Origin of the sequence: Sphingomonas sp. 28-62-11 (genome assembly GCF_002278865.1) — a bacterium.
Lineage (GTDB): Bacteria > Pseudomonadota > Alphaproteobacteria > Sphingomonadales > Sphingomonadaceae > Sphingomonas.
Map to the genome: position 1 here is coordinate 1 of NZ_NCGB01000020.1, position 13,380 is coordinate 13,380.

General features: G+C 63.3%; 16 protein-coding genes. 9 read left to right on the forward strand and 7 right to left on the reverse strand.

Translation table 11 applies throughout. The features are described from left to right. The 7 genes from sufB to B7Y49_RS08075 all read left to right on the forward strand — a co-directional run. Positions 1–1,003 (forward strand): Fe-S cluster assembly protein SufB (gene sufB / locus B7Y49_RS08045; RefSeq protein WP_374127069.1); only part of this gene is annotated, 1,003 nt, incomplete at its 5' end. Next, the gene (locus tag B7Y49_RS08050) at positions 1,003–1,404 is read left to right on the forward strand and encodes a hypothetical protein (protein ID WP_374127070.1); all 402 of its coding nucleotides are present in this window, start codon (positions 1,003–1,005) and stop codon (positions 1,402–1,404) included. The genes sufB and B7Y49_RS08050, both read left to right, overlap by 1 nt. Continuing rightward, complete coding sequence (sufC, locus tag B7Y49_RS08055; protein ID WP_374127071.1) at positions 1,391–2,233, forward strand: ABC transporter ATP-binding protein; 843 nt, start codon at positions 1,391–1,393, stop codon at positions 2,231–2,233. The genes B7Y49_RS08050 and sufC overlap by 14 nt, the downstream gene beginning before the upstream one ends. Positions 2,234–2,356: 123 nt before the next feature. After that, positions 2,357–3,112 (forward strand): SufD family Fe-S cluster assembly protein, encoded by a 756-nt coding sequence (locus tag B7Y49_RS08060; protein WP_374127072.1) that lies wholly within the window; start codon positions 2,357–2,359, stop codon positions 3,110–3,112. Between the two features lie 121 nt (positions 3,113–3,233). Next, complete coding sequence (locus tag B7Y49_RS08065) at positions 3,234–4,460, forward strand: aminotransferase class V-fold PLP-dependent enzyme (protein WP_374127073.1); 1,227 nt, start codon at positions 3,234–3,236, stop codon at positions 4,458–4,460. An 8-nt stretch (positions 4,461–4,468) separates the two neighbouring features. Next, positions 4,469–4,933 carry a DUF59 domain-containing protein gene (locus tag B7Y49_RS08070; RefSeq protein WP_374127074.1) on the forward strand — a complete coding sequence of 155 codons (465 nt, stop codon included), beginning with the start codon at positions 4,469–4,471 and terminating at the stop codon, positions 4,931–4,933. Positions 4,934–5,066: 133 nt separating this feature from the next. Then, positions 5,067–5,420 (forward strand): iron-sulfur cluster assembly accessory protein, encoded by a 354-nt coding sequence (locus B7Y49_RS08075; RefSeq protein ID WP_374127075.1) that lies wholly within the window; start codon positions 5,067–5,069, stop codon positions 5,418–5,420. On the opposite strand, the gene B7Y49_RS08080 is transcribed toward B7Y49_RS08075, so the two are convergent. The 6 genes from B7Y49_RS08080 to B7Y49_RS08105 all read right to left on the reverse strand — a co-directional run bounded on the left by B7Y49_RS08080 (position 5,410) and on the right by B7Y49_RS08105 (position 10,575). Next, positions 5,410–5,826, reverse strand: coding sequence for a hypothetical protein (locus B7Y49_RS08080; protein ID WP_374127076.1), 417 nt, complete (start codon positions 5,824–5,826; stop codon positions 5,410–5,412). The genes B7Y49_RS08075 and B7Y49_RS08080 overlap by 11 nt on opposite strands. Positions 5,827–5,885: 59 nt before the next feature. Beyond that, a complete protein-coding gene (locus B7Y49_RS08085) occupies positions 5,886–6,338 on the reverse strand; it encodes a MaoC family dehydratase (RefSeq protein ID WP_374127077.1) in 453 nt (150 codons plus the stop codon). A 95-nt stretch (positions 6,339–6,433) separates the two neighbouring features. Then, positions 6,434–7,210, reverse strand: coding sequence for an SDR family oxidoreductase (locus B7Y49_RS08090; protein ID WP_374127078.1), 777 nt, complete (start codon positions 7,208–7,210; stop codon positions 6,434–6,436). A gap of 118 nt (positions 7,211–7,328) precedes the next feature. Then, on the reverse strand, positions 7,329–9,326 hold the full coding sequence (locus B7Y49_RS08095; protein WP_374127079.1) for an acetyl/propionyl/methylcrotonyl-CoA carboxylase subunit alpha: 1,998 nt from the start codon (positions 9,324–9,326) through the stop codon (positions 7,329–7,331). 82 nt (positions 9,327–9,408) lie between these two features. Then, on the reverse strand, positions 9,409–10,026 hold the full coding sequence (locus B7Y49_RS08100) for a lysophospholipid acyltransferase family protein (RefSeq protein WP_374127080.1): 618 nt from the start codon (positions 10,024–10,026) through the stop codon (positions 9,409–9,411). A gap of 63 nt (positions 10,027–10,089) precedes the next feature. After that, positions 10,090–10,575, reverse strand: coding sequence for a nuclear transport factor 2 family protein (locus B7Y49_RS08105; RefSeq protein ID WP_374127081.1), 486 nt, complete (start codon positions 10,573–10,575; stop codon positions 10,090–10,092). 74 nt (positions 10,576–10,649) lie between these two features. On the opposite strand from B7Y49_RS08105, the gene B7Y49_RS08110 reads away from it, so the two are divergent. Beyond that, on the forward strand, positions 10,650–11,009 hold the full coding sequence (locus B7Y49_RS08110; protein ID WP_374127082.1) for a GIY-YIG nuclease family protein: 360 nt from the start codon (positions 10,650–10,652) through the stop codon (positions 11,007–11,009). Positions 11,010–11,116: 107 nt separating this feature from the next. Here B7Y49_RS08110 and B7Y49_RS08115 read toward each other — a convergent pair whose 3' ends face one another. Next, complete coding sequence (locus tag B7Y49_RS08115; RefSeq protein WP_374127083.1) at positions 11,117–12,757, reverse strand: carboxyl transferase domain-containing protein; 1,641 nt, start codon at positions 12,755–12,757, stop codon at positions 11,117–11,119. 182 nt (positions 12,758–12,939) lie between these two features. Here B7Y49_RS08115 and B7Y49_RS08120 point away from each other — a divergent pair, with 182 nt between their 5' ends. Beyond that, a complete protein-coding gene (locus tag B7Y49_RS08120) occupies positions 12,940–13,269 on the forward strand; it encodes a hypothetical protein (protein WP_374127084.1) in 330 nt (109 codons plus the stop codon). Positions 13,270–13,380 lie beyond the last annotated feature (111 nt).

Sequence of the window (13,380 nt, forward strand, 5' to 3'; positions counted from 1 at the left end):
CGTCATCTTCCGCAGCATCAGCGAGGCGATCAAGGAATATCCCGATCTGGTGAAGAAGTGGCTGGGGAAGGTCGTCCCCATGCACGACAATTATTTCGCGGCGCTCAACTGCGCTGTCTTCAGCGACGGGACGTTCGTTTATATCCCCGAAGGCGTGCGCTGCCCGATGGAGCTGAGCACCTATTTCCGTATCAATGCCGAGAATACCGGCCAGTTCGAACGCACGCTGATCGTCGCCGACAAGGGCGCGTATGTGTCTTACCTCGAAGGCTGCACCGCGCCGATGCGCGACGAGAATCAGCTGCACGCCGCCGTCGTTGAACTGGTCGCGCTCGATGATGCCGAGATCAAATATTCGACCGTGCAGAACTGGTATCCCGGCGACGAGAACGGGCTGGGCGGCATCTATAACTTCGTGACCAAGCGTGCCCTGTGCCAGGGCAAGAACAGCAAGGTGAGCTGGACGCAGGTCGAAACCGGCAGCGCGATTACCTGGAAATATCCGTCGTGCGTCCTCGCGGGCGACGGCTCGGTCGGCGAATTCTACTCGGTCGCGGTGACGAACAATCGCCAGCAGGCCGATACCGGCACCAAGATGATCCACCTCGGCAAGAATACCCGCTCGACGATCGTGTCGAAGGGGATTTCGGCGGGGCGCTCGGATAACACCTATCGCGGGCTGGTGCGCGTATCGCCGACCGCGGAGGGGGTGCGCAACTTCACCCAGTGCGATTCATTACTGCTCGGCGACCAGTGCGGCGCGCATACCGTGCCCTACATCGAAGTCCGCAACCCGAGCGCGCAGATCGAGCATGAGGCGACGACGTCGAAGATCAGCGACGACCAGCTGTTCTACGCGATGCAGCGCGGGCTGGACCAGGAAGCGGCGGTGGCGCTGATCGTGAATGGGTTCGCCAAGGAAGTGCTGCAGCAACTGCCGATGGAGTTTGCGGTCGAGGCGCAGAAGCTGCTGGGGATTTCGCTTGAGGGGAGCGTGGGGTGATGTTTGCGGCAGCATTGCTTTTTGTCGCACCACAGGTGGTGGCAGCTGAAACGTCGGATGTTGCCGACGAGGTGATCGTTGTTGGCAGGCGGCTGAAAAATTGGCGCGGCAAGGCCAGCTTCAAAGGGTCGACGGCAACCTGCAAGACGACGATTTCCACCGGGGACCAAGAAATCGATGGAATCGGGTGTCAAGCGCTCGAGGTCTGCTTGCCGCCGTTGCAGGGGCGGGTGGACGCGAGCAACGCAAAAGGCATCAAGCCAGCCGTTCGAAAGAAAATGGTCACGGCACTCAACAGTGATTTGGCGGCATGTGTCCGTGAACGTCGCGATGTGCTTATCGCAGACTTGGTCGATAGACGATTTGAAGAGCGACAGAGAAAAACCGATGCTGAAAATTAAAAACCTCCACGCCGAAATTGACGGCAAGGAAATCCTCAAGGGCCTCTCGCTCAGCGTGAACGCGGGTGAGGTTCATGCGATCATGGGGCCGAACGGCGCGGGCAAGTCGACACTGGGCTATGTGCTCGGCGGGCGGCCGGGGTACGAGGTGACGTCGGGGAAGGTCGAATTTCGTACCACCGCCGTCACCCCGGCCTTGAGCCGGGGTCCCGCTTCTTCTTCTGGCGGCGGCGAAGGCAGCGGGATCCCGGATCTAGTCCGGGATGACGGAGACTGGGTGGATTTGTTGTCCCTCGCGCCGCACGAACGCGCTGCCGCTGGCCTGTTCCTCGGTTTCCAATACCCGGTCGAAATCCCCGGCGTGTCCAACGTCCAGTTCCTGCGGGAGGCATTGAACGCCCAGCGCAAGGGTCGCGACGAAGCACCGCTGTCAGGCGGCGAGTTCCTGAAGCTCGCCAAGGCGCAGGCCGCCGGGCTCGGCATGGATTATGAGATGCTCAAGCGGCCGGTGAATGTCGGCTTTTCAGGCGGTGAGAAGAAGCGCAACGAAATGGTGCAGATGGGCATCATCGCGCCCAAACTGGCGATCCTCGACGAGACCGATAGCGGGCTCGACATCGATGCGTTGCGTGCGGTCGGCGACGGCATCAACCGGATCATGCGCGCGCCCGACAAGGCCGTGATCCTGATCACCCACTACCAGCGGCTGCTCGATTATGTCGCGCCCGATTTCGTGCACATCCTGAGCAATGGGCGGATCGTGAAGACCGGCGGGCCGGAACTGGCGCTTGAGCTGGAAGCGGAAGGCTATGCGGGGGTGACGGCGTGAGCTTCTCGACCCCAAACACCCCCCGTCATGCTGAACTTGTTTCAGCATCCACCGCGCCATCAGGTCGGGCAGGATTGGTGGAGAGTTGGACCCTGAAACAAGTTCAGGGTGACGGAGTTTGGTGTGGCTGAGCTGTTGGCCCTCCCTACCCGCCGCGATGAATCGTGGCGCTATTCCGATCTGGAGGCGGTCGCCTTGGTGTGGCCCGTGCCTGCGCCCGAACGGATCGAGGTCGCTGCGGGTGATGAAATTGCGCGCGTGATCGTGCAGGATGCTGCGCCTGATGTGGTCGCGATCCATGATTATGCCGTGGTGCTGGGTGCAGGTGCACGGGCGACCTTCCACATCCTCAACACCGGCGGGCGATTGGGGCGCGTGACGATCGACGTTACGCTGCACGAGGGTGCCCATTTCGAGCTGGGCGCGGCGATGCTTGGCGGGGGTGAACAGACGCTCGAGATCGTCACGACGATGCGGCATATCGAGCCGCACGCGACGAGCAACCAGGTCGTGCGATCGGTGCTCGGCGGGCGGGCGACGGGGAGCTATCTCGGCAAGGTCGCGGTCGCGCGGCATGCGCAGAAGACCGATGCGTCGCAGTCGGTAAAGGCGATGCTGCTCGCGCGCACCGCGACGGCGAATGCCAAGCCCGAACTGGAAATCTACGCCGATGATGTGAAGTGCGCTCACGGGGCGACCGTGGGTGAACTGGACGCCAACGCGCTATTCTATCTGATGAGCCGGGGCATTGCGCCCGCCGAGGCCAAGGCGCTGCTGCTACGCGGGTTCATTGCCGGCGTGTTCGACGATGTGGCCGATGACGCGGCGCGCGAGCGGTTGGAAGCGGCGGCGAGCGCGGCGCTGGAGCGGATGTTGTGAGCGATACGCCGCACACCTCCCGTCACCCCGGCCTTGAGCCGAGGTCCCGCTTCTTGGCAACGGTGGAAAAAGGCAGCTGGACCCCGGGTCAAGCCCGGGGTGACGCCAAGGGGTTTGGGCTATGAACGCGACCAATGCTGTTCTGCTGTCAGAAGCTCCCCACTCAATCCGCGCCGACTTCCCCGGCATCACCCCCGGCTGGCATTATCTCGACAGCGCGGTGACCGCCCAGAAGCCGCAAAGCGTGATCGATGCGATCGCGCGCGGCTATGGCCCCGATTATGCGAGCGTGCACCGCGGCGTTTACCAGCGCTCTGCAAACATGACGCTTGCCTATGAAGCCGCGCGGCGGCGGGTGGCGGGGTTCATCAACGCTGCTAGCGAGAACGAAATCGTGTTCGTGCGCGGCGCGACCGAGGGGATTAATCTGGTCGCGCACAGCTGGGCCGCCGAGCAGCTGAAAGCGGGCGACCGCATCCTGATGAGCCAGCTCGAGCATCATTCGAATATCGTGCCGTGGCAGCTGGTGGCGGAGCGCGTGGGCGCGCAGATCGATGTGATCCCGCTGACCGAGGATCACCGGATCGATCTCGACGCGATGGCGGCGATGATCACGCCGGCGCACAAGCTGGTGGCGCTGGCGCATGTATCCAATGTGCTCGGCTCGGTGCTCGAATGCCGCCGCGCCGCCGATATCGCGCACGGCGTGGGGGCGAAGATCCTGCTCGACGGGTGCCAGGCGGTGCCACGCATTGCCGTGGATGTGCAGGCGCTCGACTGCGATTTTTACGTGTTTTCGGCGCACAAGCTCTACGGGCCGACCGGGATCGGCGTGCTGTGGGCGCGCGCGGCACTGCTCGAGGCGATGCCGCCGTGGCAGGGCGGCGGCGCGATGATTGACCGGGTCAGCTTCGAAAAGACGACCTACGCCCCGCCACCGGGCCGGTTTGAGGCGGGGACGCCGCATATCGTCGGCGCGCTGGGGCTGCATGCCGCGATCGATTATGTCGAAAGCGTCGGGCTGGACCGCATTCACGCCATCGAAACCGCGCTGGTGCGCGAAACGCGCGAGGCGCTGTCGCAGATCAACTCCGTGCGGCTGTTCGGGCCGGAAGACTCGGCGGGCATCGTCAGCTTCGTGATCGAAGGCGTGCACCCGCATGACATCGGCACCATATTGGACGAGGCGGGCGTGGCGATCCGCGCGGGGCACCACTGTGCGCAGCCGCTAATGGCGGTGCTGGGTGTCGAGGCGACCGCGCGGGCGAGCTTTGGCGCGTATAGCGATGCAAGCGATGTCGCCGCGCTGATCAAGGGTATCGAGCGGGTTACGCGGATTTTCGGGTGAGGGCTGACATGAACGAGGAACGGAAAATCAAGATCGAGGAAGTCAGCGCGGTGGATGCGCCGCCCCGTGCGCGGGTGGAGGACATTGCTAGTGGCGAGGCCCGCCAGCGCGATTATCTCGAAGGCTTTCTGGCGCAGAAGCCGCAGGGCGTTTCGCCAGGCGCGCCAGGTGGTGAAACCTATGAAGCCGTGGTTGCCGCGCTGAAAGATATCTATGATCCCGAAATCCCGGTGAACATCTATGATCTGGGGCTGATCTACGGCGTCGACGTGACGGTCGATGGCCATGCGGTAGTGACGATGACGCTCACGACGCCGCATTGCCCCGTGGCGGAGACAATGCCCGCCGAAGTGGAAATTCGTGTCGGCGCAGTGCCGGGGGTTGGTTCTGCCGAGGTCAATCTGGTGTGGGAACCCGCCTGGGATCCCGCCAAGATGAGTGACGAGGCACGGCTTGAGATGGGTATGCTGTAAGTTTCGATCAAAGTGGTACTTTGATCGAGTTCGATGTGAGGTAAGACCAACCCGTTCGTTTCGAGCGAAGTCGAGAAACGGGTTTAGTGCGCAGGGCTTCTCGACTTCGCTCGAAGCAAACGGATGTAGTGTTATGACAACGACCACCCGCCAGCGCCCCGCCGCGCTGAACCTCACGCCCGCTGCCGAGGCGCGGATCGCAGACCTGATGGCGCGCGCGCCTGCCGACGCGATCGGGGTGAAGCTGTCGACGCCGCGCCGGGGCTGTTCGGGGCTGGCCTATTCGGTCGATTATGTGAGCGACGCCAAGCCGTTTGACGAGCGGATTGATACGCCCGGTGGTACCTTGTTCGTCGATGGCGGATCGATCCTGTATCTCGTCGGCAGCAAGATGGACTGGGTGGAGGATGATTTCGCCGCCGGTTTCACCTTCGAAAACCCGAATGCCAAGGGCGCGTGCGGGTGCGGGGAATCGTTCACCGTCTGAGCACACCGCTCACGCTGATCGGCACGACGAACGCCAGCAGGAAACCGACGTTCATCAGCGCGTTGAGCGCAAAGCCGGTCGCGATCGACAGCGATGAATCGACCACGAACCAGAAGATCATGCTGGCAAGGATCAGTCGCCAAATCCGCGCGCTGCCCTCGCCAATCATGTGTGCGGCCTGGAACGCGGCGTAGAGCGTCACCCCCCAGCCGCACATCACCCCGCCCAGCACGCCGAGCGTGACGCGCGCAGCGCGATCGATCACCAGTGGACCCTGATTCTGCCATTCGAGCAACAGTCGCGCGGGCCATTCGGTGGCGGGCAACGCGCCGCTGGCCATGATGAAGCCGAACAGCACGACAACGCCGCACATCGCGTCCAGCCAGTTTTTGTAAGATTTGCTCATGCTCACGCTCCACCCGTTCACGGGGTTGAAGCACATTTATGTAGCATATGCTACATAAATCAGGCGGGCGATTTTTTGAGCAGCGCGGTGCGCAGGCATTCGCACACCACCTCGCCGCGCTGGTTGATCATGCGGTGTTTCCACGTCACGAGGCCCGCATCTGGGCGAGACTTGCTGTCGCGTAGCTCGGTGACTTCGCTCGTCGCGTGGAGCGTGTCACCGATGAACACGGGTTTCGGCATGACCAACTTATCGTAACCGAGGTTTGCGACGAGCGTGCCCATTGTGGTTTCCGCGACCGTCAGGCCGACCATCAAGCTGAAGGTGAAAGTGCCGTTGACGAGGATCTGCCCGAACTCACTCGCGCGCGCGGCTTCCGCGTCGAGGTGGAGCGGTTGCGGGTTGTGAGTCATCGTCGACCAGAGGAGGTTGTCGGTCTCCGTCACCGTGCGGCGCAGTGGGTGCGTGATCGCTTCGCCGACCTGCCATTCGTCGTAATATTTGCCGGGCATTTCCTCTCTATCCTTTGTACTCCGGCGCAGGCCGGAGCGCTTCCAGTTGGTGATACGCCGATGGCCAAGGCTCCTGCCTGCGCAGGTGCACCAACCTATCCCCCCAGCGCGCCAAAGCCCCGCCCCGCCGTCCAGCCGCCATCGGCGGGCAGCACCACGCCGCTCACATAGCGCGCATAATCGCTGGCGAGGAACAGGCATACATCGGCGACATCGTCCACCGTGCCGAGTCGCCCCAGCGGCACCGCGCGAGCGCTCGCCGCCTTGGCCTCGGGGGTGGGGGCGAGGCGGTCCATCCCTTCGGTGCCGTCGATCGGGCCGGGCGAGACCGAATTGACGCGCACGCCCTCATGCCCCCATTCGATCGCGAGCGTTTTGGTGATCATATCGACGCCCGCCTTGGCGGCGCAGACATGGATCTGGAATGCCATCGGGATCCACGCTTGCGGCGCAGAAATGTTGATGACGCTCGCGCCGGGCTTGGTGAGGTGTTCGTATGCCGCGCGCATGACGTGGAAGGTGCCCAGCGTGTCGATCTCCAGCACCGATTTGAAGCCATTGGGGGAGAGCCCGGCGGCAGGGACGGGGAAATTGCCCGCCGCGCCGGAGATAAGCACGTCGATCGTGCCGCGTTCAGCGCGGAAATGCTCGATCGCGGCTTTGACGGCATCGAAATCACGCACGTCGAGGCTATAGCCGAGCGCCTGCTTCGCGCCGTGGAGCGCGGCGACCGCGGCATCGACCTTGTCTTGCTTGCGGCTCGCGACGGCGAGGTTAGCCCCGGCGCGCGCGAACGATTTGGCGATGCCCAGGTTGATGCCCGATGTGCCACCAAAGACGATGACGTTCTTGCCCGTGAAATCGAATGGCATTTGGCTCTCTCCTGTTCTTTTCTAATCGTCACCCCGGCCTCGAGCCGGGGTCCCGCTTCTTGGCGACGTCGGAAGAAGGCAGCGAGACCCCGGATCAAGTCCGGGGTGACGCGATGGGCTAGGCCGCCGCCTCCACCCGCACCACCTTCACCAGCACCGTCCCCTCGCTCACCTGCGCGCCGGCGGTGGCGTTCAGTTCCTCCACCGTCCCGTCAAAGGGCGCGGTCAGGCTGTGCTCCATCTTCATCGCCTCGAGCGTGACGAGCCGCTGGCCCTTGGTAACGCTATCGCCCGCCGCGACATCGACCGCGGTGACGCGGCCCGGCATCGGGGAGAGGATCGCGCCGTCGGCGGCTCCCGCGCCCGCTTTGGCGTCATGCCGGAGGGTGACACGGTGCGGACTGCCGTTTTCAAATAATATGAATGCTTCGCCGTCAGCGGCAAAGCGATTGCCGAAATCATCGTCCCCGGCCAGTTGGCCAAAAGACCGACGATCAATCACGGCGTCACGTACCACGCCGTCAACGACAATGGCCGCCGTGTTACGCCCGGGTGCATTGAGGCGGAAGCCGCTTAGCCGATCGCCGATCGGCCATTCGCCGCGCTTGCCTTGGGTCAGCAGCGTGAGTCCTGCGCTTGCCATCATGTCCGACAGCGGTGCCGTCATCGTCAACCGGTCACCCTGGCTGGCGATGAATCCTGTCGTGATGTCTCCGGTCAGGAATGCCTGTTCGCGCAGCAGGGTTGCTAAAAATGCAGCGTTGGTGCGGACCGGCCAGACTTCGACATCCGCGCACACCGACGCGAGGCGATCAGCGGCGTCATTACGTGTCGTGGCATGAACGATCAGCTTGGCGATCATTGGATCGTAGAAGGGCGACACCTCGCTGCCTTGCTCGACGCCAGTCTCCACGCGGAGCGGCGTCGAAGGCACCCAGTCTTCCGAATTGCCGGAAAATCCAGCCGATTGCAAAATCTGCGACGCCGCCTGAGGAGCGAATAAAGTCCAGCCCGACCGCTCCAGTACTAGATGATCCAGCCGCCCCACGCTCGGCAAAAACCCCTTCGCGGGGTCTTCCGCATACAACCGCGCTTCCATCGCCCAGCCATTGATGCTCAGTTCGTCCTGCCGCTTCGGCAACTTTTCCCCGCTCGCCACGCGCAGTTGCCACTCGACCAGATCGACGCCGGTGATTTCCTCGGTCACCGGGTGTTCGACCTGCAGCCGCGTGTTCATTTCCATGAACCAGATGCGGTCGGCGCGCAGGCCCTCGCTCGCGTCGGCGATGAACTCGATCGTGCCCGCGCCGACATAATCGACGGCCTTGGCCGCGCGCACCGCCGCCGCGCAGATTGCCTCACGCGTTTCCTCGGACATGCCCGGGGCGGGGGCTTCCTCGATCACTTTCTGGTGGCGGCGTTGCAGCGAGCAGTCGCGCTCGAAAAGGTGGACGACATTGCCGTGGGTGTCCCCGAACACCTGCACCTCGATATGGCGCGGCGAGAGGATGTATTTCTCGATCAGCACCCGGTCGTCGCCGAAGCTGGACGCGGCCTCGCGCTTGCAGCTCGCCAGCGCATCGGCGAAGTCGGCGGGGGCCTCCACGCGCCGCATCCCCTTGCCGCCGCCGCCCGCGACGGCCTTGATCAGGACGGGATAGCCGATCTTGTCCGCCTCTGCCGCGAGCACATCGGGCGACTGGTCTGCGCCGAGATAGCCCGGCGTCACCGGCACGCCCGCCGCGATCATGCGTTCCTTGGCGGCGTCCTTCAGCCCCATCGCGCGGATGCTGTCCGGCAGGGGGCCGACCCAGATCAGTCCGGCGTCGATCACGGCCTGTGCGAAATCGGCGTTCTCGGACAGGAAACCATAGCCGGGGTGGATCGCCTCTGCGCCCGTTGCCTTCGCCGCAGCTATGATCTTCTCGCCGACCAGATAGCTTTCGCGTGCGGGCGAGGGGCCGATATGCACCGCCTCATCGGCCTGGCGCACATGGAGCGCCTTGGCATCGGCATCCGAATAGACCGCGACCGTGCGCACGCCCATTGCGCGCGCCGTGCGGATGATGCGGCAGGCGATTTCCCCGCGATTGGCGATGAGGAGCGAGGCGATCAACGGTCGACCTTTCGGACTGGGGGAGGCACTACGTCATGCACGCTCCCGTGTCTGGCGCGGGGGCAGGGCGAATTCAACCCCGCTAACCCGCTGTCTTTTTTGCCGCCAGGATCGCCTCAAGGCTGCCGATGCCGCGTTCGGGGTGTCGCGGCTGGCTGGCGCGGTAGAATTCGAAGATCTTGGCCATGTCCGCCGCATAATCACCCGTCGGCATGATCGCGGGGCCAAGCCCGCCGACCTTGCGGCCATAATCCATCATCCCGCACACCAACGGCACGCCAGCCCCCAGCGCGATGTAATAGAAACCGCTGCGCCACTGCGTCACCGCGCCGCGTGTTCCTTCGGGGGCGATCGTCAGCATGAATTCCTTGCGGCGTCGGAATTCCTCGACCATCGATTCGACATAGTTATTGCCCCCGGTACGGACCACCGGAACGCCGCCCATATCGCGCATGAAGCGGTTCATCGGCCAGCGGAACAGGCTGGTCTTGCCCATGAAATGCGCGCGGATACCGAGTTCGTTGGTGAGCCCCAGGAAGTTCACGAAATCCCAGTTCGAGGTGTGCGGCACGGCGATGATCACGCAGCGCCGGTCGGCTGGCGGCGTGCCCACCGCCTTCCATCCGCGCAACCGATAGAACCACAGCAGCAACCGGCGAACAACGCGCGACAATATCGCGGGCGCTGGATCCTCGTACATTAACTACCCCTCCCCCAAGGCGATTTTTTGCCACCTTATCGCGGGAAGGGGCGTTCGCCTACCTTATCCCTCGCATCCCGTCGTCCGGCTCGAATAGGTGATGTTGGCGATCTTCCAGTTGCCGTTTTCGCGGATCATGTCGAAATGATCATAGCCGCAGTGATGCAGCTTGCCGTCGATGTAGAAGTTGTAGCGCCCCCAGACGAGCGCGATATCGCCGTCAATCTCGATCGCAGGATCGTACATCCGCTCCTCATAACGCTCCGCGCCAGGCTTCATGCCGGTGATGAACTCGGTCATCGGGCGGCGGATGATTCTGCGGGTGCCGTCGGCATTTTCGACGGCGATGAACAAATTTCCATCCTCGCGCACCAGCGGCCGCAACATCTCTCCATCGCGCGCGGCAATCGCGGCGAAGGTGCCATTGATCGGGCGCATGACCGCGGTGGCATCGTCAATGACAACGGCCGGTGGTGGCAGACCCGTGCCCTTGGGCAGCGGCGGGGTCGGGGTGATCTGGAGGAGGAGGGGGAGGAGAAGGGCACTCATTGTAAAACACTCCGTCATGCTGAACTCGTTTCAGCATCCACCGTGCCACGAGCCCTGTGCTAGCCATAGTGCCGATGAGCAAGCAACCTTGCACCTATATTCTGGCGAGCGGGCCGTTCGGGACGATCTATATCGGGGTGACGTCCGATTTGGTGGCACGGCTGCATCAGCACCGATCGGGCGAGGTGCCGGGGTTCACGTCGCGCTATGGGGTGTTGCGCCTCGTGCGGTTCGAGGTGTTTGATGAGATGATTACTGCCATTGCCAGTGAGAAGCAGTTGAAGCGCTGGCACCGGGAATGGAAGATCAACCTGATTGAGTCGGATAACCCGCATTGGGAGGATCTGGCGGTTGGGCTCGGGTTTGATCCGCTGCTGCCGCGACTTCCGAAGAGGCGAGGACGACGCGCAAACCAATCAAGTTCGTCATGCTGAACTCGTTTCAGCATCCACCGCGCAGCCGGGGCGGACGGGACTTGTGCAGGGCTGGACCCTGAAACAAGTTCAGGGTGACGGTTACTAGAAAGAGGTGGTGCCGATCCTCACATCCGGAACACCCCGAACCTCGGCCGCTCCTCGACCGGTGCATTCAGGCACGCCGCCAGGCTTAGCCCCAGCACATCCCGAGTTTGCGCCGGATCGATAATCCCGTCATCCCATAGTCGCGCGGTGGCGTGCCAGGGGTTGCCCTCGTCTTCGTATTTCTGGCGGATCGGCGCTTTGAACGCTTCGGCTTGCTCGTCGCTCCAGCTTTCCGCGTCGCGGTGGACGGTCGCCAGCACGCTCGCCGCCTGTTCGCCGCCCATCACGCTGATCCGCGCATTGGGCCAGGTGAAGAGGAAGCGCGGGCTATAGGCACGGCCACACATGCCGTAATTGCCCGCGCCGAAGCTGCCACCGATCAGGACGGTGATCTTGGGGACGCTCGCGGTAGCGACGGCGGTCACCAGCTTCGCGCCGTGTTTGGCGATGCCTTCCGCTTCGTACTTCCCGCCGACCATGAAGCCCGAGATGTTCTGCAGGAATAGCAAAGGCACGCGCCGCTGGCAGGCGAGCTCGATGAAATGCGCGCCTTTCTGCGCGCTCTCGCTGAACAGCACGCCGTTATTCGCCAAAATCGCGACCGGCATGCCCCAGATATGCGCGAAGCCGCAGACAAGCGAGGTGCCGTAGAGCGCCTTGAACTCATGGAATTCCGATCCGTCGACCAGCCGCGCGATCACCTCGTGCACGTCATAGGGCGCGCGGACGTCGCTCGGGACGATGCCGTAGAGCTCCTCGACATCGAATTTCGGCGGTCTTGGCTCCCGCAGTGCTCCGGCGGAGGCCGAAGCGTTGGCGAGTAGGGCTCCGGCCTGCGCCGGAGCACAGGGGAAGCCCAGGTGGCTGACGATGTCACGCACGATCGTCAGCGCATGCTCGTCATTTTCGGCGACATGATCGACGACACCCGATCTGCGGCCATGCGTGTCGGCGCCGCCGAGTTCTTCGGCGGAGATGACTTCGCCCGTCGCGGCTTTCACCAACGGAGGACCTGCGAGAAAGATCGTGCCTTGCCCCCGCACGATGATCGTCTCGTCGCTCATCGCGGGGACGTAGGCGCCGCCGGCAGTGCAGCTGCCCATCACACAGGCGATCTGCGGAATGCCGAGCGCGGACATATTTGCCTGGTTGAAGAAGATGCGGCCGAAATGGTCGCGATCCGGAAAAACCTCGGCTTGGTGGGGCAGGTTCGCGCCGCCCGAATCGACCAGGTAAATGCACGGCAGGCGATTGTCCTGTGCAATCTCCTGCGCGCGCAGATGCTTCTTTACGGTCAGCGGATAGTAAGTGCCGCCCTTCACCGTCGCGTCGTTACAGACGATCATGCACTGCCGCCCGGAGACGCGGCCGATGCCCGCGATCATCCCCGCGCCGGGAATGTCCTCGCCATACACTTCGTAAGCGGCGAGCTGGCCGATTTCGAGGAAGGGCGAGCCCGGGTCGAGCAATCGCTCCACCCGGTCGCGCGGGAGCAATTTGCCGCGCGCGGTGTGGCGTTCGCGGGACTTGTCGTTGCCGCCAAGCGCCGCTGTGGCGACATCGGCGCGCAGCCGACCCACCAGCGCGCGGTTATGCGCGGCATTGGCGCGGAACTGGTCGCTCTCGATGGCGATTTTGGTGTCGAGCACCGGGGCGCTCATGCTGGGCATCCTTATCGTTTGGCCCTGACTAACTGGCGTATCCGGGATTTGGAAGCCGCATGCATCGCGGGAATGACTTGGTCGCAGCAATTGCGGCTTGCCGTCATCCGCCAATCGGGTTAGAGAAACGTAGCGAGTGCTACGTAAACGGGAGGGCGATGATGGTTTTCAGGGCGATATTGGTGGCGATTTTTATTGTGATCGCAGGGTACACGCTGCCGGTGACGAGTGTCCATGGCTGGAACCTGGTGCCGATCTTCTTCGCCGCCATCGGGGAGATGACCTGGCAAGGGCAGTTCAACGTCGATTTTTCCTGCTTCCTGATCCTGTCCGGGCTGTGGACCGCGTGGCGCAATGATTTCTCGCCGCTTGGGCTGGTACTGGCGCCGGTCGCCAGCTTTGGCGGCGCGTTGTTCCTCAGCGCCTATCTGCTGATCCTGAGTTTTCAGACGAACGGCGACATGGCGGCGCTGCTGCTGGGTACCAAGCGGGCGGCGGCGCTGCGGGGTTAGTTTTTGATGCTGTAAAGTTTCTCCACTTCCGTTCGGGCTGAGCGCAGTCGAAGCCCAAGCGTTACGCTTGCCCTTCGACTGCGCTCAGGGCGAACGGAAAGAGGAGTTGTC